Below are 21,627 nucleotides of genomic sequence, written 5' to 3'. Positions count from 1 at the left end.
GAACTAACCGTCAATACTCAAGCGCTACCGCTCGTCGACGTTGATGCTTATGGCAGACTTGTTTTTGCCCGCCCCCGTGGCGGCGGGCAAAAACAGCCGGCGGTACTTCTCGAACTGGGCCGGCGTTAGGGCCCGGCCGTTCACGCGCCCGCCCTTGTCGTTGAGCTGGAACGAGAAGTTCTTCTCGGTAGCGCCGATGAGGCCGTCGCGGCGCAGCTCGTCGCGCACTTTGGTAGACGACGTGGATGCCGGCGGCGCGGGCGGGGCCTGCGGCGCGCGGGGCCCCCGGGCCGAGCCGGCGGCGCTGCCGCCACTCATCGCCTCTTCGCGCTGTAGCTGGGCCAGCTCGCGCTGGGCGTCGCGGATTTGCGCTTGCAGCTCGCGGCGGCGCTCCCGCACGTCGTCCGCCGGTTCTTCGTCCCGCTCCTGGGCGTCGCGGCGGCGCACCTCCGCGTCGATGCGGCGGGCGTTGGCATCGGCACGCCGGCCGTTTGCGTCGGCTTGCCGGGCATTTGCGTCGGCACGGCGCGCGTTGATATCAGCCTGCCGGGCGTTTGCGTCGGCACGGCGCGCGTTGCTTTCCGCTTGGTTGTTGTTGCGGCTGATGCGGCGGTTTTCCAACGATGCCAGCGCTTGCTCGGTGGCGCGGCGGTCGTCGTCGCTCAGGGTGGGGCTTTGCAGCGATTGGCGCAGGCTGCGCTTGGCCGATTCCACCGCGTCGCGCTCAATGGCGTCGGTGTCCAGGTCCAGGTCCAAGTTCACGTTCGGCCTGATGAGGGTGAGGCCGTTGAGCTGCTTGTTCTGCAAGCGGAACAACTGCTTTTGCTCCTGGAACATTTTGTCGCGCTGCTTGAACAGCTTCTCCTGCTCCCGGAACAGCTTGGTTTGCTGGTCCAGGTTGGCTTCCGGCCCGAAGGTTTGCACCAGGGGCCCCAGCGTCCAGCCGCGCAGTGGGGCCCCAATTACGCCGGGCCCGGCCCAAGCGCCCGTCATAGGCACCTGAATTACCTCCACTTGGGTCTTTTTATTCTTCTTGATTTTCTTGCCGGGGTCCTGGGTTGCCACCGGCTGCCCGTCCACAATTAGCTGGGTGAGGCGGCCTTTCTTGTCCTTCTCAATAATGATGGTGCTGCCTGGGCCCTGCTGCCCACTGCGCAACCGGCGCAAGCGCGGCGGCCGTGGGGCCTGGGGCGCTTCCGGAGCCTGGGGCGCCTCAGGTGCTTCGGGCACATCGGCCACCATTGGTACGGGCGGCAACGGGGGGCTGGCGGGGGCCGATGGGGGCACGGGTGGCACTGTGGCCAAGCGTTTGGCGGTGTCGGCGGGGCTAAACATTGATTGCCAAGCCACCGGGGCAGCGGGCACCAGCTGGCGCAGGCGCTGGCCGGCGGGGGCCAGGGCAGCGGGCGCGGCCAGGGCCACGCCGGTGCCCAGCAGGCCCAGGCCGCCCAGCAGCAAGGCCACGGCGGCCAGGCTTTCGCCGCGGGTGGGCCGGGCCGGGGGGCCCTGCACCAGCCGGCGCACCCGGCTCAGCAGCGAGCCGCGGCTACCGGTGGCGGCCAGGGCCAGGTGCGGCACGGGGGCCAGCACGGCGGTTTGGCTCCACTCAGCCAACGCGGTGAGTGCCCGGGCCAGCCGCAGCGGGTCGCCGCCCACAAGATCGGTGGCGAGGTCGTCGCAGCAGTTTTCGCGCTCGTCGCGCAGGCACTGGCCCAAGTACCACACGGCCGGGTGGTAGAAAAATACGGTTTCGGCCACGGTTTGCAGCAGGTTCACGAGGTAGTCGCGGCGCAGCACGTGGGCCAGCTCGTGGGCCAGAATGGCTTCTACGCACGCCACCGGCAGGCCCGCCACGGCGCCCAGCGGCAGCAGCACCAGGGGCCGCAGGTGCCCCACTACCAGCGGCGCGGCCACCAGGCCCGACTCCAGCAGGGCCACTGGGCGGCGCAGGCCGGCCCGCGCCACCAGGGCCCCCAGGCGGGCTTGCCACACCGCCGGCAGCGGCCGGGTGCGGTGGCGGCGCAGCCGCTGCACGTACAGCAGCCCGCCCAGCAGGCGCACGCTCATTACCAGCAGGCCCAGGCCCCAGGCCAGCACCAACCAGGGCAGGTTTTGGTCAAAATGCTGGCGGGCCGTGGCCAACCAATTTGCGTGCAGCGGCGCAGCCGTGGCCGTTGCGGCAGGCGCAAAGCTTGCAGCAGTGGCCACCACAACCGCGGGCGCAGCAACGGCAGACGTCGATTCAACAACGCCATGGATGGGCGCGGCTAGCGTTTCGGGGGCCCCGTAGTAGTACCCGAAGGTGCCCACCGATAGCAGCACCAGGGCCCCCAGGGCCCCGGCCGCCACCCGGTAGCGCACCGCCGCCGGGCGCCGGCGCAGCACCAGCAGCGCCACGGCCACCACGGCCGCCGCCAGCGCGCCCTGCCACAGCGAGTGCAGCAGCGTCCAACCCAGCGCCCGCAGCACGGCGGGCGACAACATTTGCTCAAGCGCGGTCATGGTCGTCGTCGGTAGTAGAGGTGGAGGAATTTTGAATCTCGATGTCGTTCAGCAGCCGGCGCAGCTGGGCCAACTCGTCGGCCGAGGTTTGGCGGTTGCCCAGGGCCTGCATCACCAGCTTCAGGGCCGAGCCGCCGAAAGTGGCCGCCACGAACTTGTCGAGCAGCAGGTTTTGGGTGTCTTGCTCGCGCACCGCCGCCCGGTACACGTGGCTGCGGCCCTCGTCGTCGCGCCGCACCAGGCCCTTGTCGAGCATCAGCTGCAGCAGCTTCAGGGTGGTGGTGTAGCCCACCTCGGCTTGCCGGCGCTGGCCCAACTCGTCGTTCACGGCGCGCACCGTGGCGGGGCCGTGCGTCCAGAGCACGTGCAAAATTTCCAGTTCGGAATCAGTAGGTTTGGGCGGGGCTTTGCTCATGCGGAAATAGCTAAGCGCTACGAATCATTTCGTAGGACAGAACAAATATGCTACGAAGGAATTCGTACTTACAAGCCCGTCATACGAATTATTTCGTATGACGGGCTCTATGCCCGTTAACAGCTTGCTAATTAAGCAAATATTTTTCTATAAATATTGCTTCCTTTCCTTTTTTGGAACGTCTAGCGCTTTCGCTTCAGCGTGACGCGCGCCCGGTGGCAAATGCCCCCCAGCGGTGGGTTGAACTTGCTGACGCTGATTTTCACCTGTTGCACGTGGGGCAGTTCAGCCATTACGCGGTCGAGCACGCGGTGGGCCACGTGCTCCAGCAGCCGGGCGGGGGCCCGCATTTCCTCGGCCACCAAACGGTACAGCACCTCGTAGTTCACGGTGTTATCAAGCTTATCCGACGCGCCCGCGGCCAGCAAATCGGTGCGGATGTACAGGTCCACGCCGTACTTATTGCCAATGCGCTGCTCCTCGTCGTAGTAGCCGTGGAAGGCAAAAAACTCCATCCCTTCGAGTGCAATCTGGCCCACGGTTTTTAGGTTAATGGTTAATTAAAATTCTTCAGCCGAGGGCCCCAAGCGGCGGCACAAACCTTGGCTGTGGTACAAAGCCAGCCCGCTGCCGCAAAAGTGGCACAAAAAAAGCCCGCGCCAGGCGCGGGCTTTTTAGAAGAGCGAATCGGCCACAAAATCCGGCCAATCCGTGGTCTAGATTTCGTCGAAAAACGATTTCTCAGCGGCCGCGGCTCCCATGGGCTGGCCGGGGTGCGTTACGGGCGAGGGCTGGCCAATTTCGGGCCGGTCGGGGCCGATGGGCTGGATGTCGGGCGCGGCGGGCTCCACGTAAGGCGGGGCCGGATCGGGCACTTGCGACGGGGCGGGCTGCTCGATGTTGGGCGCGGGCGCGATGCCGGGGTTTTCGGCCGGGGCGTTGGGGCGTTCAATGTCGGGGCCCGGGGCCTGGCCCGGGTCGGGCTGCTGGCCGGGCTTGGGGTTATAATCGGCCGGCGCGGGCACCAGGGCAGGGCCCTGGTCGGGGCGGTCGACGAACGACGACGGGCTGTGCGCGGGGGCGGCCGGCGCGGTTAGCACAGAAGCGGAAGCAGTGAACATGGCGGGTGGGGTTTCGGAGGCGGCCGGTTCGGTGGGCCGCTCCACCTTTACGCTGGCGGCCCGCGAAAGGATGGCCGCCGCGCCGCCTTTGGGCCGCTGGTCGGCTTTGTTGGCCTTCTCGGCAGCGTCGGCGGCCAAGCGCTGCAAGTCGCGCACCAGGCCGTCGAACTGCTGCTCCAGCTGCTGGCACTCCTGGCCCAGGCCGCTGGCTTGGCGCTGCATGTCGGCCACGGTTTTTTCGGCCGTTTGGTAGGCCTCGTCCACGATGGCGCGGGCGCGCTGGCGGGCTTCGGCCAGCGTGTGCTCGGCCTGCAACTGGGCCTCGCGCCGGTGCAGGGCGGCCTCGCGCTGGGCCTGCTCGGTGATGCTGTGGCCGGTATCCTCAGCCGTTTTCAGGGTGCGGTAGAGGCTGCTTTCCACCTCGCGCATCTTCTGCACGTCCAGCTGGGCATGCTCCAGCTTGAGGCGCAGCTCGCGGTTTTCGTCGCCCAGCCGCTCCCACTGCTGCGACACGGTGGTGAGGAACGCCTGCACTTCGTCGCGGTCCACGCCCCGGAAGGACTTTTCAAACGTTTTCTGCCGAATATCGAGGGCGGTAAGTTTCATCTTAGTTGTCAGTTATTAGTTGCTCGTTGTCAGGTACCGGACGCTTGCCCGTCATCAGTCCAAACTAACAACGGACAACTACCAACTGACAACTAAATGCCCACCTGCCACACGGCCAAGCTGCGGTCGTCGCTGCACGAAACTAGCCGGTTTTCGGTACCCGGCCAAACCAGGCGGTTCACCGACGTGCCGTGGCCCGCGGCCCGCGCCCGGTCAAGCACGCGCAGCAGGGTGCGGTCGGCGGCGTCCCATATTTTGATGCTTTTGTCGAGGCTGCACGAGGCCAGGTAGCGGCCGTCGGGGCTGAAGGCCAGGTGGTTGATGGTGTACATGTGGGCCCCCACGGTTTGGACCAGCGCGTAGCCCGCGGCCACGTCCCAGGCCCGGATCTGGGCGTCGCGCCCGGCCGTGAGCAACGTGCCGCCGTCGGGCGAATACGCTACCGAGAACACCGAGTTGGTGCTCTCGCCCAGCTCGTATTTCAGGGCCAGCGAGTCGAGGTCGAGGATGCGGGTGCGGGCGTCGGAGCTGCCCACGGCCAGTTCGGCGCGGCCTTCGTGCAGGGCCAGGCAGCGCAGGCTTTTGCCCTGGGCCACGCGCAGCAGTTGTTCGAGGCGCAGGTCGGGCAGCGTGAGCACGGCCAGTGTGCCGTCGGCCAGGCCCGCGTACAGGCGCTGGCGGCTTTCGGACACCACGATTTCGAAGATGGCCACCGGCGGCAAAGCGGCGGCGCGCACCAGCGTTTTCTGGCCCAAGTCGATGGCTTGCACACCCTGGAAATTGTGGCCCAGCACCAGCCAGTTCAGCGCCGGCACGTGGCGCAGGGCGTACACCGAGTTCTCGACGCGGGCCAGCACCTCGCCGTCGCGGGCGGGGTCGGCGGCGTCCCAGCCCACCACTAAGCCGTCGGCACCCGACGAATACACGGCGCTCCCGGGGCCCCCGGTCATGGCGTACACCGCGTCGCGGTGGCCGGTGAGGGCAGCAATTTTGTGGACTTCCGGGCGAACCATACCGCGAAGGTACGGCCCGCCCCTACCTTCGCGGCCCGCCCGCCGCACCTGTTTATGCCCCTGCACCGCCTGCTGCGCCTCTCCCCCACCGCCGTGCTGGGCCTCTGGCACCGCACCGAGACCGCCGCGGCCCTGGGGGCCCTGCTGCCCGCGGGGGCCCCCTACGCCGCCCTGCTGCCCCCCACCGCCGGCTCCGAGCGCCAAGGCCAGTGGCTGGCCGGCCGCGTGCTGGCCCACGCCGCGGCCGCCGCACTGTGGCCCGGGGCCCCCGGGCTGCTGGTGCGCAACGACGCGGCCACCGGCCGGCCCTACCTGGAGGGGCCCGGCGTACCGGCCAGCGCGGTGGTGTCGCTGTCGCACTCGGGGGAGTGGGCCGCGGCGCTGCTGGCCACCGGCGGCCAGGTGGGCGTCGACGTGGAGCTGGTGCGCGACAAAGCCCGCCGCATTTCCACCAAATTTTTGGCAGCTGACGAGCTAGCGGCGGCCCAAAGGGTGGGTACCGACGCGTATTTTACGCTACTTTGGAGCGCCAAGGAAACGCTCTATAAGCTGGCGGAGCGCCGGGGCCTTATTTTTAAAGAACAATTGCTGCTGGAGCCGTTTACCCCGGCTTCGGCGGGCGAAATCCCGATGGTGCTGCGCCTGGCCGAGGGCCAAAGCCGGCACCGCATTTGCTATTCTCAACCGGCTGCCGGCTACGTGCTTACGCATTGCTGGGAACCCGGGGCCCCCACTGCTACCCCCTAGCGCTCCGCTTATGCCTTTCTTCTACCCGCTTACCATGTCGATTCGACGCCTTTCCATCATTGCCGCCGCGGCGCTGCTCTTTTGCACGGTGGCCGTGGGCGCGGCCCGGGCCCAGAGCACCGTGGCCGATTTCAGCCTGCAAACCGCCAACAATGCCACCGTGTCGCTGAAAAGCTACGCCGGCAAAAAGGCCGTGGTGGTGGTATTCCTCAACCCCGCCTGCGCCTACTCGCGCCTCTACCAGGAGCGCCTGGCTTCGCTAAGCAGCAGCTTCGGCGGGCGCGGGGTGCAGTTCCTTTTCGTCAACGTGCCCATCAACCTCGACGCGCCCGGCGGGGCCGCCCCCGGCGAGGTTGACCTGCCCACCCTCACCGACGCCAGCCAGCAGGTGAGCGGTCAACTGGGCATCAGCAAAACCACCGAGGCTGTGGTGCTCCAGCCCGAGGCCGGCGGCTTTGTGGTGCGCTACCGCGGGGCCATCGATGATAACCCCCAGGTGGCCAGCGGCGTGCAGCAGCCCTACCTGCGCCAAGTGCTGGACAACCTACTGGCCGGCCGCTCCGCCGGCGTGGCCGACAAGCGCGCCGCCGGTTGCTTAATCAAGCGTTAGTCAGTAGCGTGGACGCTGCGAGTCCGCGCGTGGGGCCCCTGGCTAGAAATGCAACCGCGCGGACTCGCAGCGTCCGCGCTACATAAAAAAGGCCGACCCTGGTTTTGCAGGGTCGGCCTTTTCGTTTCAGTCGGATCCTTAATCCTCGTCGTCTTCCTCCTCTGGCGCTTCGTCGGTCAGGATTTCCAGGAGCTTAGCTACTTCGGTGGCTTTGGCGGGCTCCTGGAGCTTTTCGAAGCTCATTTGCAGGTTGCGCAAGGCGCGGCACACAATGTCGAGGTTGGAGCAGGGCTCGAAGAAGATATCGTTGGGCGAGAGGTTGAGCTGGCTCACGTAGTGGGCGATGTCGGTGCGCGAGAGCACCAGGCCCCGGTTGTAGCAGTTGAGGTAGAACGGCACGGCCCCTGGCAGCTCGGGCCGGAAAGTGAGCACGAACAAGTTGGGTAGGTTCACGCCGAACACGGGCAAGTGCAGCCGCTGGGCCACCAACAGGTAGATCACGCAGAGCGCCAGCGGGTTGCCGCGCTTGGTTTCGATCACGCGCTGGAGCATGGAGTTGGCCGGCGAGTGAAAGTGCTGGGTGTTGGCCGCGAACTTGTGCGAGCGGAACAGCACGTAGTTCAGCACCTGCACCTGGTCGGCGGGGTGCATTTCGGGCCGCATCAGCGTCCACGCCTCGAAGCGGAGCTGCTCGATGGCGCGGTTCAGGGCCTGGTAGTCGGCGTCGGGGTATTGATAGGTGTTCAGCAGCCACATGCCCTCGAGCAAGTCGGTGGCGCCGGCCTCGCGCCACACGCGCAGGCGCTGCTGCAAGCCCTCGAACTGGAGGTGGTGGATGAGGTCTTCGAGACGTTGCTGTTGCTGAGGGTCAAGGGTTTCCTCCCAGCTTTCCTCCAGAAACGGGATGATGGTTTCGCCCAGGTTCTGGATTTCGCTGTGGACCTGCGGGGCTATTTCCGGGTCGTCGAGCAGCGAGATAAGGGCTTTGATTTCTTTGTTCGTCATCGGGTGCAAAAACGGCCGCCGCTGCGGTGGCGGGGCCGAATTTAACAGCCAAGGGCAGGCTTTGTGTTCCGTCACAGCCAGGAATAAAAAAATGGCGCGCCGGCCCAGGGGGCCAAGCGCGCCATTGCGAGGGGTGAGCTCCGCTGGGGGCCCCTAGCGGAACAGGTTGGTTTTGGCCACCTCCAGCAGCTCACCGCCGCGGCCGTCCATCAGTGCCTTCAGGGCGTAGAGGCCGAAGCCGGCGGCCTGCTTGGCCTCGATGGTGGGCGGAATGCTCAGCTCCTGGCGGCGCACCACGGCATCGACCACCACGGGGCCGGGGTGGGCCAGGGCTTCGCGCAGCACGCTTTCGAGCTGGCCGGGGTCGCTCACGCGGTAGCCCTTAATGCCGGCGGCTTCGGCCAGGGCCCCAAAGTTGGGGTTGTCCAGCTCGGTGCCGTACTCCAGGGTGCCGGCGGCCTTCATTTCCAGCTCCACAAAGCCGAGGGCCGAGTTGTTGAAAATGATGATTTTGACGGGTACTTTGTGTTGGCGCACGGTCAGTAACTCGCTCAGCAGCATGGCGAAGCCACCGTCGCCGCACAGGGCTACTACTTGGCGGCTGGGGTATGCCAGGGCGGCGCCGTAGGCCTGCGAGAGGGCCCCGGCCATGCTGCCGTGCACGAACGAGCCCAGTAGGCGGCGGCGGCCGTTCATGTGCAGGTAGCGGGCGGCCCAGATGGTGGGGGTGCCCACGTCGCAGGTGAAAATGGCGTCTTCGGCGGCGATTTCGTTCAGCAGGCGGGCCACGTGCTGCGGGTGCAGCTCGGGGGCCCCAGCGTCGCCGGTGGCCAGCTCGGCCAGGTGCTCGTCGTCGTTGCGGTGGCGCTCCTGGGCGGTTTTCAGGTGGTCGGCGTCGCCTTTAGCCACCAGGTGGGGCAGCAGCTCGCGCAGGGTGGCGGCCACGTCGCCGGCCAGGCCCACTTCCACGCGGGTGCGGCGGCCGAGGTGCGCGGGGCGCTTGTCTACCTGCACCACGCGGGCGTCGTCGGGGAAAAACTGGCGGTACGGAAAGTCAGTGCCCAGCATCAGGATGGCATCGGCGTCCATCAGGGCGTGGTAGCCGGCGGGCATGCCCAGCAGGCCGGTCAGGCCCACATCATAGGGATTATTCGGCTCCACCACTTCCTTGCCGCGCAGCGCGTGCACCACCGGCGCCTGCAGGGCCTCGGCCACTTGCAGCAGCTCATCGTGGGCCCCGGCGCAGCCGATGCCGGCCAGAATGGTGATTTTTTTGCAGTCGTTGAGCAGTTCCGCGGCCTGCCGAATGTCGGACGCCGACGGCACCAGGGCGCTGTGGCGGCGCAGCGTGGGCAGGCGCACTTCGGGGGCCTCGGTTTTTAGGTAGGCCACGTCGCCGGGGATGACCAGCACGGCCACGCCGCCCAGGCTCAGGGCCGCCGTCACGGCCGACTCGACCATGCGCACGGCTTGGTCGGGCACGGCAATGACCTGGCAGTAGTGGCTGCACTCCTGGAACAGGCGCTCGGGGTGGGTTTCCTGGAAGTAGCCGGTGCCGATTTCCACGCTCGGGATTTGGGCGGCAATGGCCAGCACCGGCACGCGGCTGCGGTGGCAGTCGTACAAGCCATTGATCAAATGCGTGTTGCCCGGGCCGCACGAGCCGGCGCACACGGCCAGGTCGCCGGTGAGGTGGGCCTCGGCGCCGGCGGCGAAAGCGCCGCCTTCCTCGTGGCGCACGGCCACGAACTCGATGCCGTCGCGGGCCCGCAGCACGTCGGTGATGCCGTTGAGCGAGTCGCCCACCACACCGAACACGCGCTTGACCCCGGCCGCTTGCAGGGTGTCAACGATGATTTCCGCTACTGTTTTCTGGGACATAATTTCTGGGATAAAGCCAACGCATTGTACGCAGCGGCCGCAGAAAGGGCCCGGCAAAAATTTGCGGGCCCCACTCCCCAGGCATTTGCCGCGGGCTTTTCCCAGAAAGTTTTGTGCGCTTCGGGCCCCGGCCTGGCTAGTCTTGCTGCGAGGGCAGGTGCTCTTGCGCGGGGGCCCCGGCGCGGTGCGCCAGCTTGTAGGTGAGGGCCACCACCACGTTGTTTTTGGCCGACGTGATTTGCGGCACGAACTGGCCCGCCCGGTAGGCCGGCAGGTTGTAGTTGGCTTGGTCTACGAAGCCGACTTGCAGGATGAGGTGCGCGTTAGCCTGGTAGCCCACGCCGGCGTAGAAGCGGTTGCGCTCGAACACGGGGCCCTTGGGGTTGAGGAAAATCTCGTCGTAGGCGGAGAGGAACACCGTGCCAGCGGTGATGGTCTTCTTGTTGAGCGGAAAAAAGGCGTTCAGCCGGTAGCGGAACCGCTGGCGAAACGCGGTGCTGTCGTCGCGAAACCGAAACCAGCGCTGCTCGATGCGGTAGCGGTGCTCCAGCTTGAGGCGGTGCGAATACTGGGTGAGGACGACCTGCTCCCAGAGGCGTTTTTCCACGTTCAGGGGGCCCTGGCCGAGGTCGCGGTAGTCGGAGGTGGTGTAGCGGCCGCCGCCCAGGAGCACCGTGAAGTTGGGGTCAACGTCGTAGCTCAGGCCCGCCTTCAGTTCGTTGTAGAAGTAATGGTGAAACACGGCGTCGGTGCGGGCCTGGGCTTCGGCGTAGCCACCCCACTTGTGCTCGGCATTGCCGGGCAACTGCACCGTGGCAATGAACCAGCTGCCCCAGGGCTGGGCCGGGTTGGCTGGCGCTTGGGCGCGGGCGGCGGGGGCCCCGCCCGTGGCCACGGCCAGCAGCAGGCCGCAAAAAACGAGTTTGTTCATCCGAGAAGCAAAAGGCCGGCAACGGCTCCTGACCTTTTCCGCACGCAAAGGTACCCGCCTGGCGGCGCGGCGCCCGGTTTTTCTTAACAATAAGTTCACATTGGCGGCCAGCAGCACCGCCGCTCCGGGGCCGCGCGAGTACGGCTGGTGGTGTGGCTAGTGCAACAGGGCCTGCACCACGGCCACGGTGCTGCACCAGGTAGCGGCGGGGTGCAGCGCGGTGAGGTAGGCCACGTGCGGCAGGGCCCCCACCAGGTCGAGCCCCACGGCCGCCGCGGGCAGCAACGCGTACGCCCACCACGGGTACGGGAAGCGCGGCGCCAGGCCCTGCGTGAGGGCCCGCCAGGCCGCGTGCAGCCGGCCGCGGTAGTGCCAGCAAATCAGGAAGATGAGGCTGAGGTAGAACACCAGCCGCCACGCCAGCGACGGCAGTATTTTGAGGTACGTGAGGTCCACCACCAGCACGTTGGCCGCGATGGGCAGCAGCACCAGGGCCCCCACCAGCGCCGTGCGGTGCCAGAGCAGCAGCAGGCCGGCCGCAATTTGGGAATAGCCCACGAAGGACTTAAACGGCTCCTGGCCAAACAGGTACCACGAGAGCCTGAACAGCCCCAGCTGCTGCACCGGTTGTGCCAGCTGCGCGGGCGCCAAGCCAAACTGCCCGTCGTGCAGCTTGGCGTAGCCGTAGCTGATGAACGTGCCCGCCAGCAGCACCCGCGCCGCCAAAATGCAATAATCCCAAGCCTGGGCCCTTGTGAGGTTGCGCATCGTGTTAAGTATTAAGCGCTCCGCACTAGCGGCCGCCGGCCGGGGCCCCAGCAGCGGCGCGGCGGCGCAGGTACCACGCCGCTAGCAGCCCCAGGGCCCCCACAGCGGTGCAGACGCCGGCCCACAGCAGGAAATTGTAAGCGTCGGTGTAGTACCGGTAGCCGGCGGTGAAGGCGAACAGCGCCCACCCCACCGCTTCCCACAGCCGCGCCTGGGGCCCCGGCACCAGCGGCAACGCCGGGCGGCCCACCAGCCCGCGCAGCGTGGGCCAGTCCCAGGCCAGCAGCAGCGCATTGGCCAGCAGCATCAGCCCGGTGATGACGGGCGTGCCGCCAAACTCGTACGAAAGGGTGATAACGAACACGTTGGCAATGATGGGCAAAAACAGCAGGGCCCCCAGCGTGGCGAAGCGCTGCGTGAGCAGCAGGAAGCCCGCCAGGCACTGCGCCGCGCCCAAAAACTGCCAGTAGAGCCCCGACTTGTACAGCGTTTCAAAAAAGTGCCAGGCGCTGTGAATGGGTTCGGCAGCCCCGCTCAGGCGCGTGAAGCGGTGGCCCTTAAGCTTGATGATGCTGGCGAACACGAACGCCCCGCCCAGCAAGTACCGGGTGTACACGACGGCGAGCGCCGGCAGCACCCGCCGTTTCCACGCCTGCCAAGTTTCCAAAGTTTCCATGGCCGCCATTGCTGCGCGGGGGCCCTAGCGCACCAGCTGGCCCAGCGCCGTGCCCCCGAGCGTGGCCTGGGCGCTGTCGGCGAAGTGGTAGCGCAGGTTGGGAATGACCACGTTGCTGATGCCCAACTCGCCGTGGCGGCGCACGTCGAAGTCGGCGGCGGCAATGCGGTTGCTGCCGTTCAGGTTGAGGGCCGCGCCGCCGGGGCCGCTGCCCACTTCGGCGCGCAGGTAGCGCAGCGTGTTGCCGGCCAGGGCCACGCGGCTCATGCGGTGCTGGCGCAGCACCAGGCTGTCCTGCGCGAAGCCTTCCACCGCCACGTGGCCCAGCGTGCCGTTTTTGTCGGTTTGGGGCTTGCCGTCCAACGCGTACACAGCGTCGGTCGTCAGGCTGTCCAGCCGCGGGCAGGAGATGATGAGCACCTCGCGGGGGCCCCAGTATGGGCGCTGCCCGGCGAAGGTGGCCGTGACCACCAGCTGCCCGCCCCGCTGGGCCACTTGCACCAGCGCGCTCACCTCCTTGTTCAGGCGCACGCCGAAGGGGCCCCGCACAATTTTAACGGGCACGGCGGTGGCCGCCGGCACGCTCACGCTGGTGAAGTTCTTGAAATTCAGCGCCCCGAAGTTGTGCAGCGGGTCTTTGTAGTGGCCGGTGCGGTACTCGGCCCGCAGGCCCATGTTGAACGCCGTAAGCGAGCCGAGCAGCAGCAGCACGGCCGCCAGCACCCATTTGTTACTGTTTTTCATCGGTGGTAGCGGGAATGAGGGCGGCTTGCCCGGCTTGAAACTCTTGGTAGCGCTGCTGCAGCTCACCGAACCCGATGCCCAGCAGCGAAATCGTGTTGAAAAACCCCGGCAGCTCCTGCTGCAAAAACCGCTCGCGGCGGAACTGCTTCACCCGGGCGTCGGCGTCGGGGGCCACGAAAAAGCCGATGCCGCGCTTGTTGTACACCACGCCCTGGTTTTGCAGGAATTCGTAGGTCCGCATCACCGTGTTGGGGTTCACCTGCAGCTCACTGGCCAGGTCGCGCACCGACGGAATTTTCTCGTCGGGGCTCCAGGGCTGGCGCAAAATCTGCTCGCTCACGTACCCGGCTATTTGCAGGTAAATGGCCTCGTTGTCTTTGAATTCCATGGCTAGAGCTGTTTTTCCGTCAGGCGCAGGTACGTGGCCCGCCACAGCAGCGCCGCCAGCGCCAGCGGCAGCAGGATGTACCACTGGGCCTGCGCCTCGGGCAGGCTCACGTGGTAGAAGCCCGTGGCGTCGTTGAGGGTAATGCCACTGAAGGGCGAAGCCATTTGCAAGCTTTCGCCCGTGAAGGCCTTCACCACCTGGTAGTTGGCCGTCACCAGCACCACGGCCAGCACCAGGGCCCCAAACGCGGTTTTGATGAAGTGGTTCTTCTCGAAGTAGATGGCGCCCCACAGGGCCCCGGCGTGCAGCGCGGCGTAGTAGAAATACGCCTCGTACAATTTGTGCGCGTCGAACAAACTAAACAGCACCTTGGGCCGGCCGTACCAGTCGTCCATGCCCAGCATCAGCCAGTCCACCGCGTAGTAGCAGGCCGTGTACACCACGCTGAAGATCAAGAAGGAATACACCCAGCCCACCAGGTATTTCTCCAGCTGCGAGGCCGGCAGCGTGAGGGCCACCGTGGCCTGCTTGGGGGCCCCGTACTGCGCAAAGATGCCGGCCGTGAACAGGCCCCCCGCCGTCAGCAGCCCCAGCTGGAACAGCAGGCCCTGAATCTCGGGGTTCAGCACGTTCATGTACACCACGAAGCCCAGCACCAGCCCGATGCCGCCCGCCAGCACGGCCGTGGCCATGGCGTAGCTGGGCAGAAACTCGGCCGTGTGCCGGCTAAACAAGCGGCGAAACCGCGAAAAACTAAACAGCTGATTCATGGCGCACGGGGTTAGCGTTTAAGTAGTTGACCACGGCCGGGCTTTCGCCGGCCACGGCGTTGAAGAGCAGCTCCAAATCGACCTTGCCGTAGGCGCCGCCCAGGTTGGGGCGCACCACCTGGCGGCCGCGCACCGAGGGCTCGGCGTACAGGGCCCCCGCGCCGTCGGCCGGGCCAGCGGTGCCAAAGGTGAGTTGCTCGGCCAGGTCGTCGAGGCCGGCGTTGAGCACGATTTCGCGGTTGTGCACCACCAGCACCGTGTCGATGAGGCTGTCTAAGTCGCGCACCTGGTGGGTTGAGATGATCATGCAGCGGTCCTCGCTCAGGGCCCCCGCCAGGGTTTTGCGGAACTGCACTTTGGAGGGAATGTCGAGGCCGTTGGTGGGCTCGTCGAGCACCAGCAGGCCGGTGTTGGCGGCCAGCGCGAAGGCAATCATGAACTTCTTCTGCTGCCCAAACGAGAGCTTCGGCAGCTTCACCTGGCGCGGCACTTCCAGGTCGGCCAGGTAGCGGTGGAACTGCGTTTCGCTGAACTTGGGGTAGAATCCCGCCGTGTAGCCCACGAACTGGTCGGCGGTGAGGGCGGGCACGTGCAACTCCTCGGGCAGGAAAAACAGGTCTTCGAGCACCACCGGCAGCCGCGCGCCCGCCGGGTGGCCGTTCACCTCGCAGGTGCCCGCCTGCGGAAACGCCAGCCCCACAATGTTCTTAAGCAGCGTCGATTTGCCCGCCCCGTTCTTGCCCAGCAGGCCGTAGATGTGGCCCCGCTCCAGCGTCAGGCTCAAGTTTTCAAACAGCGGCACCCGCCTGGAGTACCCAAAATGGAGGTTTCTGATGCGCACCATGTGTCTGTTGTTTTAGTGTACTAATGTTCTAGTACACCGCAAATGTATGCAGTATTCCCGCATTCCGCACCCGCAAACGAAATTTATTTTTCAGCCCCTGCGCTTGCCGGCAAATCTGGTCGCGCCGGGGCACCAAAGTGCGCTTTTGCTTCGGCCGTCACGCGGGCCACAAAGTCCGTTTTAGCCACGCGGTAGGCCACCCGTTCGTGCCGGTGCTCCTCGGCCAGCGCGTACTTCAGCTGGGCGTATTGCTCGGCCACGGCGGGGTGTTGGCGCAGGTGGTCGCGGAAGTACAGGCGGTCCCACAGCGCGTGGCCTTGGGGCCCCATGTGGACGTGGTAGGTCTGCGCTTTCGGCGCGGCGGGGTCGTAGCCTTTCACAAAAACCAGGTAGGGCGGCGCGCCGTCCGTTTGCCACATGAAGTCGTAGCCCAGGCCCTGCATTCGCGCAATAAGCTGTTCCTGCCCTTCCGGGCCTGGCGGAATTTCTACCAGTATATCAATCGTGTCCTTGGCCGGCAGGCCGGGCACCGAGGTGCTGCCAAAGTGTTCAATCCGCAACGCAACATCCGGGCCCAGGGCCGCAAGTATTCGCCGCCGTTCAGCGGCAAAAAGCACGGCCCACAGGGCATCGTAAGGCGTTATTTCCACCGGGAAAAGCTGGCCTATCTCCTCTTTGGTCAGATCTATCAGCTTTTTCATGAGGTATTCTAAAAGAACGCGGCAGATGCGGGGCTGTACACTTCGTTGCCAAAGCAACCGTTCAGCGGCAGCCGGGGCGGCACGCACGCCGCCCCGGTTGCCGCAAATAAAAGCCACGCTGCGCCGGGGCCCCAGGCAGCCGCTACACCTTCACCGGCCGGCCTTTTTTGGCCGATTCGTAGATGGCCAAGATGAGCTTGATGTCGCGCAGGCCTTCTTCACCGGGCGTTTTGGGGGTTTTGTTTTGCTGGGCGCACTCGGCCATGTGGTCGAGCATGGCGGCAAACTGGTTGCCTTCCTTCATGCTGGTCGTCAGTTCGCCGTCGGCGTTCCCGATGACCATGCGGTGGCGGTAGTAGTCGGTGGCCGGGTCGAGGTCGAGGTAGGCCTTGCTGCCGAACGCCCGGAACCGCTTCACACCCTCGATGCTGTAGGCGCTGGTGCAGGTGGCCAGCACGCCGCTGGGGAAGCGCAACGTAAAGTGCACCTGGTCTTCCACTTCCTTGAAGCGCGGGTCGGTGCGGTCGGTCGATTCGGTGGCCGACACCTCCACGGGCTCCTCGCCAGTGAGGTAGCGCGCGGCGTTGAGCGAGTAAATGCCGATGTCCATGAGCGAGCCGCCGCCGGCCAGCTTTTGCACCACGCGCCATTCGTCGGCCTTGTCGGTGGTGGGGCTCACCTGCCGGCCGTGGTCGGCCGTCACGAAGCGCAGCTTGCCCAGTTCGCCCTTGCGGATGCGGGCAATGGCGTCGAGGTTGAACGGCTCGAACTGGGCCCGGTAGGCCACCATCAGCTGCTTGCCGGCCTTGCGGCAGGCGTCGATCATGCGCTGGCACTCGGCCACCGACGGGGCCATGGGCTTCTCGGTCAGCACGTGCTTGCCGGCCTGGGCGGCCCGCACCACGTACTCGGCGTGTAGGGCGGGCGGCAGCACCACATACACCACGTCCACGGCCGGGTTGTCCTTGATGCGGTCGAAATCCTGGTAGCTGTAGATGCTCTTGGCCTCGACGCCGTACTCCTGGGCCAGCCGCTGGGCCTTATCGGGCGAGCCGCTCACCAGGGCCACAATCTTGCAGTGCTTGCTCTCCTTGAAGGCCGGCATCATCTGCTCGGTGGCGTATTTGCCGAGGCCCACAATGGCAAAGCCCACCTTGCGCGGGCTATCAGCCAGCGGCGCCGCGGCGCCAAGCGGCAGGGCCCCAGCCGGCCCCGCCACGGCCACGGTAGCCGCCGCCAGCCCAGCCTGGCGCAGAAACTGGCGGCGCGAATCAGTGTGATTGGAAGAATTAATCATGAACAAAGGATGAATTTTTGTTCATGGAAACGGCTGGGGCCCTAGCCGTGTTGCGTTTCGGAGAAGTGAAAGTGCTCTGGGGGGCCCAATCTTTTCCAATAGAATCAAGCAGTTGGCATCAGTAATGATAACGGGCAGCATTCTGCACATCGCCTAGCAATTCCTCTTTAGTCAGCTCAAACACCAACACGCCGTAGTCGCCCAGAAGCTCCATAAACGTGCGCTTGCTATAACCCCCATTTCGGCCGCCTGCCCCAGCGAGAGTTTGCCCTGCTCGTAGAGGCGCGTCGCCAGCAACATGGTAACCTATTTGGAACTTAGGCCTAGCGAATCGGGCAGGTGTAGCGTGAGGGTTTGCACAGCTTTTCTGGTGGGATGGTTCCTAAAAAAGCGGGTAATGAAGCTTAATTAAACCCAGCCGCTAGGCTTTTTAAACCAGTGCAGAACATCTAAAAACTGTACATCAATCGCTCTGTCAGCATATTCTACGAATCGCGCTGGAATCCAAGCAAATAAAACACCTTCGCCTGATTCATAATAGCCATTGTAGAACCACGTATCAATTGGCGGAAAATCAAATTCATCAAAAATTCCGCCCGTCTCTACTTCGACAGCACCATCAGGTATGTTTAGCCCATACTCGATAACTAATATCTTACCTCGGTACTGTACATCCTGCTCTATCTTGTCTGTCTCTCGTTTTTTATAAGCGAGCTGCTCCCTAAATAGCTCCATAAAAGTTTCTGAGTTATACGGATCTGCCTTTTCGCTCCATTCCTTCCAGGACATAGACTGTACACGAATCCCACTTACGAAGCAACTCCTCAGAACTACTTGTTCACTCTTTTCACTTCGTTGTAGTTGCTGCTCACAATATTTCTGAATGATTTTCAGATTGGAGAAAAATATATTTTTATCGGTAGTCATCATCTTTCTTTAATCCTCACACCTGAATAACGCCCACATTGTACGCCTTTTCAATCGGCGCGTGGTTGGCCGCCGCAATGCCTTCCGAAATAACCTTGCGGGTTTCGAGCGGATCAATTACGGCATCGACCCAGAGGCGGGCGGCGGCGTAATAGGGCGATAATTGCTCTTCGTAGCGGGCCTTGATGCGGTCGAGTAATTCCTTTTCGGCTTCGGGGGTGATGACTTCGCCTTTGGCTTTGAGGGACGCGACTTGAATTTGCAGCAGGGTGTTGGCGGCTGCGGCGCCACTCATTACCGCCAGTTGTGCTGTCGGCCAGGCCACGATGAGGCGCGGGTCGTAGGCCTTGCCGCACATGGCGTAGTTGCCGGCGCCGTAGCTGTTGCCGACGATGACCGTGAACTTGGGTACTACGCTGTTGGCCATGGCGTTCACCATCTTCGCGCCGTCCTTAATGATGCCGCCCTGCTCGCTGGCCGAGCCCACCATGAAGCCCGACACGTCGTGCAGAAACACCAGCGGGATGCGCTTCTGGTTGCAGTTCATGATGAAGCGCGCCGCCTTGTCGGCCGAGTCGGAGTAGATGACGCCGCCCATCTGCATGCCGGTTTTCTTGCTCTTCACAATCTTGCGCTGGTTGGCCACGATGCCCACGGCCCAGCCGTCGATGCGCGCCAGGCCGCAGATGAGCGTTTGGCCGTAGAGGTCCTTGTAGGGCTCAAATTCGGAGTTGTCCACCAGCCGGTTGATGAGCTCCATCGTGTCGTAGGGCTTGGCGCGGTCCGACGGCAGCAGGCCGTAAATCTCCGCCTCGGGCAGCGCGGGCGCAGCGGGCGCCTTGCGGCTGAAGCCGGCCGTGGGCAGGGCCCCCAGCTTGTCGAAAATGTTGCGGATGTGGTCGAGCGCCTCCTCGTCGGTGTCGAACTTGTAGTCCGTCACGCCCGACACCTCGGAGTGCATGGCCGCGCCGCCCAGCGCCTCGTTGTCGATAGTTTCGCCGATGGCTGACTTCACCAGGTACGAACCGGCCAGGAACACCGAGCCCGTGCCGCTCACAATCATGGCCTCGTCGCTCATGATGGGCAGGTAGGCACCGCCGGCTACGCAGGGCCCCATTATGGCCGAAATTTGCACGATGCCCAGGCTGCTCATCACCGCGTTGTTGCGGAAGATGCGGCCAAAGTGCTCCTTGTCGGGAAAAATCTCGTCCTGCATGGGCAGGTACACGCCGGCCGAATCGACGAGGTAAATGATGGGCAGGCGGTTTTCGAGGCTGATTTCCTGGGCCCGCAGGTTCTTTTTGGCCGTGATGGGAAACCAGGCGCCGGCCTTCACCGTGGCGTCGTTGGCCACCACCACGCACTGGCGGCCCTGCACGTAGCCGATCACGACGACCACGCCGCCGCCGGGGCAGCCCCCCTCCTCCTGGTACATGCCCTCGCCGGCAAAAGCCCCGATTTCGACCTGGGCCGCGTCCTTATCGAGCAGGTAGGCTATCCGCTCGCGGGCTGTGAGCTTGCCCTTGGCTTTGTGGGCGGCGATGCGCTTTTCGCCCCCGCCGAGGGCCACGCGGGCCAGCCGCTGGCGGAGTTGAAAGGTGAGCTGCTTAAGTTGGTCTTCGTAGCGGTTGAACTCGGCGGTGGGCGACATGGGGTGGGATTTGGGGAGGGGATGGGCACAAAAAAATCCGCCCGGAGGCGGATTTCAAAGGTACGGCGCGGGGCGCAGGGCCCCCGGGGGCCCTACTTCAGCGACGACGAGGTTTCCACTTTCTTGGTTTCGGTGGTCACGGTGCCGTCGGGGCTCTTGGTGGTTTCCTTCTTGGTTTTGTCCTTGCCGCCGCCGAACACCGAGAAGTGCACGTAGCGCTTGGGGTTTTCCTTGAAGTCCACCAGCAGGGCGTTGGTGCTGGCCGTAGAGGCGTTCAGGTTTCTGTAGAGCGACGAGTCGTTGAGCAGCATGCCAATCGAGCCGCTCTTGTCGTTCAGGGCTTTGTTGAGGCTGGTGACGGTGGCCTGGGCCTCGGCCATGGTGGCGTTCATGCGGCGCAGGGCGGGGCCCACGGGGGCACTCTTCAGCGAATCGGACAGCTGGCTGAAGTTGCCGGCGATGCGGTCGAGCTTGCCGGTACTGCCGTTCAGGGCCCGGGTGAGGCGGGCCATGTTGGTGGTGATTTCGTTGATGTTGCGCTGGTTCTGAATAATCAGGTTTTTCAGCGCCTCCGAACTGCCCTGGGCGTTCAGCAGCGTGGCCTGGATGCTGGTTTTAGCATCCTTGTTCAGGAAGCCGTTCACGCGGTTCAGCGTCGAGTCTACGGTGCCGAGCATGGGCAGCGCCTTCGCCTGGAAAGCATCGGTGATGCTGGCCACGGTGTACGACTTCAGCTCCTCGCCGCCGCTGAAGGTTTTGCTGTTTTTGCCCATAAACAGGGTGATGGTTTTCGTGCCCAGCAGCGAGCCCGCAAGGCTGGCCACGGTCGAATCGCCCACCACGATGCCCTTTTCGAGCTCCATTGTGGCCTTCACTTTGTTGCCTTCCTCGGGCAGCAGCTCCAGGTTTTTCACTTGGCCCACCTTGATGCCGTTGAACACCACCGGGGCCCCAATATTCAAGCCGTCGACGCTGGCGTACTTGGCGAAGTACGTGTGGCTGCTCGATAGCACGTTGGACCCGCGCAAGTAGTTGAAGCCCACGAATAATACGACGATGGCTACGAGGGCCAATACGCCCACTTTTATTTCTTTAGATAGCACGGAGGGGAGAGTTAGGATGCACAGAAAAACGGTTGATACGCAAGCGCGGGCGCAGCGGCCAACGCCCGCCCGGGGCCCCCGCGCCCGCTAGTCGTCGGCCTCGTCGGCCGCCGAGCCCTCCAGTTCGCGCTTATAGGCGCGAAAGGCGCGGAAGATACCCGCAGCCATATACGTTTGATTGGCTTTATCGTTGAGGTAGCGCTCTTCGGTGGGGTTGGTGAGGAAGCCGGACTCGATGAGTACCGAGGGCATGGTCGACTTCCAGAGCACGATGAAGCCCGCCTGTTTCACCCCGCGCGAGGCCCGGCCCACGTCGCGGCGCAGGGCCCCGTCCACGCGCTGGGCAAAGCGCAGGCTGTTGGTGACGTAGGCCGATTGGAAGAGCGAAAACAGGATGTGGCTCTGGGGCGAGCGGGGGTCGAAGCCGTCGTAGCGGTCCTTGTAGTCGTCTTCTTGCAGGATAACGGAGTTTTCGCGCTGGGCCACGCCCAGGTTGGCCGTCGATTTGTGCAGGCCCATCGTCCACACCTCGGTGCCGTGGCTGTCGCGGGACGCCGCGTTGCAGTGGATGGAAATAAAAAGGTCGGCGTGGTGGCGGTTGGCGATGGCGGCGCGCTCGCCGAGCTCCACAAACACGTCGGTTTTGCGGGTGTAAATCACCTTCACATCGGGCATATTTTGCTCGATTTGGCGGCCCAGGGCCAGCACCAGGCCCAGGGCCACGTCTTTCTCGCGGGCCTTGAGGCCGTGGCAGCCGGGGTCTTTGCCGCCGTGGCCAGCGTCGAGCACCACGGTGCGCAGGCGGTAGCGGGCCGGGGCCGGGGGGCCGGCCAGGGGCCGGGAAGGAGCCGGGGCCGCGGCCAGCAAAAGCGCGGCCCCGGCCAGGAAAGCAATAATCCGCACGTCGTTCGTTGAGGTCGGGTAGCA

The 21,627-nt window shown here is 64.8% G+C and carries 22 protein-coding genes; 2 read left to right on the top strand and 20 right to left on the bottom strand.

Annotated features, from left to right (window positions below; genetic code table 11):
* Nucleotides 1–24: 24 nt before the first annotated feature.
* The 5 genes from EAH73_RS06500 to EAH73_RS06480 form a co-directional block, all read right to left on the bottom strand.
* Complete coding sequence (locus EAH73_RS06500) at nucleotides 25–2,502, bottom strand: M56 family metallopeptidase (protein WP_140465669.1); 2,478 nt, start codon at nucleotides 2,500–2,502, stop codon at nucleotides 25–27.
* Nucleotides 2,489–2,917, bottom strand: a complete 429-nt coding sequence (locus tag EAH73_RS06495) for a BlaI/MecI/CopY family transcriptional regulator (RefSeq protein ID WP_070743480.1) — start codon at nucleotides 2,915–2,917, stop codon at nucleotides 2,489–2,491. The genes EAH73_RS06500 and EAH73_RS06495 overlap by 14 nt, the downstream gene beginning before the upstream one ends.
* 182 nt (nucleotides 2,918–3,099) lie before the next feature.
* Nucleotides 3,100–3,456, bottom strand: coding sequence for a dihydroneopterin aldolase (gene folB, locus EAH73_RS06490; protein ID WP_140465668.1), 357 nt, complete (start codon nucleotides 3,454–3,456; stop codon nucleotides 3,100–3,102).
* Between the two features lie 177 nt (nucleotides 3,457–3,633).
* On the bottom strand, nucleotides 3,634–4,644 hold the full coding sequence (locus tag EAH73_RS06485) for a DivIVA domain-containing protein (protein ID WP_140465667.1): 1,011 nt from the start codon (nucleotides 4,642–4,644) through the stop codon (nucleotides 3,634–3,636).
* A 92-nt stretch (nucleotides 4,645–4,736) separates the two neighbouring features.
* Nucleotides 4,737–5,657: a WD40 repeat domain-containing protein gene (locus tag EAH73_RS06480; RefSeq protein ID WP_140465666.1), complete on the bottom strand. Its 921-nt coding sequence runs from the start codon at nucleotides 5,655–5,657 to the stop codon at nucleotides 4,737–4,739.
* A gap of 54 nt (nucleotides 5,658–5,711) precedes the next feature.
* On the opposite strand from EAH73_RS06480, the gene EAH73_RS06475 reads away from it, so the two are divergent.
* The gene (locus EAH73_RS06475; RefSeq protein WP_140465665.1) at nucleotides 5,712–6,404 is read left to right on the top strand and encodes a 4'-phosphopantetheinyl transferase family protein; all 693 of its coding nucleotides are present in this window, start codon (nucleotides 5,712–5,714) and stop codon (nucleotides 6,402–6,404) included.
* 10 nt (nucleotides 6,405–6,414) lie between these two features.
* On the top strand, nucleotides 6,415–7,014 hold the full coding sequence (locus EAH73_RS06470) for a redoxin domain-containing protein (protein ID WP_240047162.1): 600 nt from the start codon (nucleotides 6,415–6,417) through the stop codon (nucleotides 7,012–7,014).
* A 138-nt stretch (nucleotides 7,015–7,152) separates the two neighbouring features.
* Here EAH73_RS06470 and EAH73_RS06465 read toward each other — a convergent pair whose 3' ends face one another.
* From EAH73_RS06465 to EAH73_RS06390, 15 genes are all read right to left on the bottom strand, one after another.
* Nucleotides 7,153–8,019: a transglutaminase-like domain-containing protein gene (locus EAH73_RS06465; RefSeq protein ID WP_140465664.1), complete on the bottom strand. Its 867-nt coding sequence runs from the start codon at nucleotides 8,017–8,019 to the stop codon at nucleotides 7,153–7,155.
* A 153-nt stretch (nucleotides 8,020–8,172) separates the two neighbouring features.
* Nucleotides 8,173–9,900 carry a ubiquinone-dependent pyruvate dehydrogenase gene (gene poxB, locus EAH73_RS06460; protein WP_140465663.1) on the bottom strand — a complete coding sequence of 576 codons (1,728 nt, stop codon included), beginning with the start codon at nucleotides 9,898–9,900 and terminating at the stop codon, nucleotides 8,173–8,175.
* Nucleotides 9,901–10,036: 136 nt separating this feature from the next.
* The gene (locus tag EAH73_RS06455) at nucleotides 10,037–10,831 is read right to left on the bottom strand and encodes a DUF2490 domain-containing protein (RefSeq protein ID WP_140465662.1); all 795 of its coding nucleotides are present in this window, start codon (nucleotides 10,829–10,831) and stop codon (nucleotides 10,037–10,039) included.
* Between the two features lie 156 nt (nucleotides 10,832–10,987).
* Complete coding sequence (locus tag EAH73_RS06450) at nucleotides 10,988–11,599, bottom strand: hypothetical protein (protein WP_140465661.1); 612 nt, start codon at nucleotides 11,597–11,599, stop codon at nucleotides 10,988–10,990.
* A gap of 25 nt (nucleotides 11,600–11,624) precedes the next feature.
* Nucleotides 11,625–12,275: a hypothetical protein gene (locus tag EAH73_RS06445; RefSeq protein ID WP_140465660.1), complete on the bottom strand. Its 651-nt coding sequence runs from the start codon at nucleotides 12,273–12,275 to the stop codon at nucleotides 11,625–11,627.
* Nucleotides 12,276–12,299: 24 nt separating this feature from the next.
* On the bottom strand, nucleotides 12,300–13,019 hold the full coding sequence (locus EAH73_RS06440; RefSeq protein ID WP_140465659.1) for a hypothetical protein: 720 nt from the start codon (nucleotides 13,017–13,019) through the stop codon (nucleotides 12,300–12,302).
* Nucleotides 13,006–13,407: a GntR family transcriptional regulator gene (locus tag EAH73_RS06435; RefSeq protein ID WP_140465658.1), complete on the bottom strand. Its 402-nt coding sequence runs from the start codon at nucleotides 13,405–13,407 to the stop codon at nucleotides 13,006–13,008. Before EAH73_RS06435 ends, EAH73_RS06440 begins: the two co-directional genes overlap by 14 nt.
* 2 nt (nucleotides 13,408–13,409) lie before the next feature.
* Complete coding sequence (locus tag EAH73_RS06430; RefSeq protein ID WP_140465657.1) at nucleotides 13,410–14,177, bottom strand: hypothetical protein; 768 nt, start codon at nucleotides 14,175–14,177, stop codon at nucleotides 13,410–13,412.
* A complete protein-coding gene (locus EAH73_RS06425; protein ID WP_140465656.1) occupies nucleotides 14,161–15,021 on the bottom strand; it encodes an ATP-binding cassette domain-containing protein in 861 nt (286 codons plus the stop codon). The genes EAH73_RS06430 and EAH73_RS06425 overlap by 17 nt, the downstream gene beginning before the upstream one ends.
* Nucleotides 15,022–15,104: 83 nt before the next feature.
* Entirely contained in the window at nucleotides 15,105–15,722 is a 618-nt protein-coding gene (locus tag EAH73_RS06420) for a GrpB family protein (RefSeq protein WP_140465655.1), read from the bottom strand.
* 142 nt (nucleotides 15,723–15,864) lie between these two features.
* Nucleotides 15,865–17,019 (bottom strand): Gfo/Idh/MocA family protein, encoded by a 1,155-nt coding sequence (locus EAH73_RS06415; protein ID WP_140465654.1) that lies wholly within the window; start codon nucleotides 17,017–17,019, stop codon nucleotides 15,865–15,867.
* 408 nt (nucleotides 17,020–17,427) lie between these two features.
* Nucleotides 17,428–17,949: a hypothetical protein gene (locus EAH73_RS06405; RefSeq protein WP_140465653.1), complete on the bottom strand. Its 522-nt coding sequence runs from the start codon at nucleotides 17,947–17,949 to the stop codon at nucleotides 17,428–17,430.
* 13 nt (nucleotides 17,950–17,962) lie between these two features.
* Nucleotides 17,963–19,597: an acyl-CoA carboxylase subunit beta gene (locus EAH73_RS06400; RefSeq protein WP_140465652.1), complete on the bottom strand. Its 1,635-nt coding sequence runs from the start codon at nucleotides 19,595–19,597 to the stop codon at nucleotides 17,963–17,965.
* Between the two features lie 92 nt (nucleotides 19,598–19,689).
* A complete protein-coding gene (locus tag EAH73_RS06395; protein ID WP_161599461.1) occupies nucleotides 19,690–20,700 on the bottom strand; it encodes an MlaD family protein in 1,011 nt (336 codons plus the stop codon).
* 87 nt (nucleotides 20,701–20,787) lie between these two features.
* On the bottom strand, nucleotides 20,788–21,567 hold the full coding sequence (locus EAH73_RS06390) for an N-acetylmuramoyl-L-alanine amidase (RefSeq protein ID WP_240047180.1): 780 nt from the start codon (nucleotides 21,565–21,567) through the stop codon (nucleotides 20,788–20,790).
* Nucleotides 21,568–21,627: the final 60 nt, after the last annotated feature.

It is taken from the genome of Hymenobacter nivis (assembly GCF_006439025.1).
Classification (GTDB): Bacteria; Bacteroidota; Bacteroidia; order Cytophagales; family Hymenobacteraceae; genus Hymenobacter; species Hymenobacter nivis_A.
This window is presented reverse-complemented; position numbering and strand designations above follow the sequence as displayed.

What these genes read in the sequence shown, in the direction of transcription:
- EAH73_RS06500 (WP_140465669.1), bottom strand. Translation starts at nt 2,502, where the DNA reads ATGACCGCGCTTGAGCAAATGTTGTCGCCCGCCGTGCTGCGGGCGCTG.
- EAH73_RS06495 (WP_070743480.1), bottom strand. Translation starts at nt 2,917, where the DNA reads ATGAGCAAAGCCCCGCCCAAACCTACTGATTCCGAACTGGAAATTTTG.
- EAH73_RS06485 (WP_140465667.1), bottom strand. Translation starts at nt 4,644, where the DNA reads ATGAAACTTACCGCCCTCGATATTCGGCAGAAAACGTTTGAAAAGTCC.
- EAH73_RS06480 (WP_140465666.1), bottom strand. Translation starts at nt 5,657, where the DNA reads ATGGTTCGCCCGGAAGTCCACAAAATTGCTGCCCTCACCGGCCACCGC.
- EAH73_RS06475 (WP_140465665.1), top strand. Translation starts at nt 5,712, where the DNA reads ATGCCCCTGCACCGCCTGCTGCGCCTCTCCCCCACCGCCGTGCTGGGC.
- EAH73_RS06470 (WP_240047162.1), top strand. Translation starts at nt 6,415, where the DNA reads ATGCCTTTCTTCTACCCGCTTACCATGTCGATTCGACGCCTTTCCATC.
- EAH73_RS06465 (WP_140465664.1), bottom strand. Translation starts at nt 8,019, where the DNA reads ATGACGAACAAAGAAATCAAAGCCCTTATCTCGCTGCTCGACGACCCG.
- poxB (WP_140465663.1), bottom strand. Translation starts at nt 9,900, where the DNA reads ATGTCCCAGAAAACAGTAGCGGAAATCATCGTTGACACCCTGCAAGCG.
- EAH73_RS06455 (WP_140465662.1), bottom strand. Translation starts at nt 10,831, where the DNA reads ATGAACAAACTCGTTTTTTGCGGCCTGCTGCTGGCCGTGGCCACGGGC.
- EAH73_RS06450 (WP_140465661.1), bottom strand. Translation starts at nt 11,599, where the DNA reads ATGCGCAACCTCACAAGGGCCCAGGCTTGGGATTATTGCATTTTGGCG.
- EAH73_RS06445 (WP_140465660.1), bottom strand. Translation starts at nt 12,275, where the DNA reads ATGGAAACTTTGGAAACTTGGCAGGCGTGGAAACGGCGGGTGCTGCCG.
- EAH73_RS06440 (WP_140465659.1), bottom strand. Translation starts at nt 13,019, where the DNA reads ATGAAAAACAGTAACAAATGGGTGCTGGCGGCCGTGCTGCTGCTGCTC.
- EAH73_RS06435 (WP_140465658.1), bottom strand. Translation starts at nt 13,407, where the DNA reads ATGGAATTCAAAGACAACGAGGCCATTTACCTGCAAATAGCCGGGTAC.
- EAH73_RS06430 (WP_140465657.1), bottom strand. Translation starts at nt 14,177, where the DNA reads ATGAATCAGCTGTTTAGTTTTTCGCGGTTTCGCCGCTTGTTTAGCCGG.
- EAH73_RS06425 (WP_140465656.1), bottom strand. Translation starts at nt 15,021, where the DNA reads ATGGTGCGCATCAGAAACCTCCATTTTGGGTACTCCAGGCGGGTGCCG.
- EAH73_RS06420 (WP_140465655.1), bottom strand. Translation starts at nt 15,722, where the DNA reads ATGAAAAAGCTGATAGATCTGACCAAAGAGGAGATAGGCCAGCTTTTC.
- EAH73_RS06415 (WP_140465654.1), bottom strand. Translation starts at nt 17,019, where the DNA reads ATGATTAATTCTTCCAATCACACTGATTCGCGCCGCCAGTTTCTGCGC.
- EAH73_RS06405 (WP_140465653.1), bottom strand. Translation starts at nt 17,949, where the DNA reads ATGATGACTACCGATAAAAATATATTTTTCTCCAATCTGAAAATCATT.
- EAH73_RS06400 (WP_140465652.1), bottom strand. Translation starts at nt 19,597, where the DNA reads ATGTCGCCCACCGCCGAGTTCAACCGCTACGAAGACCAACTTAAGCAG.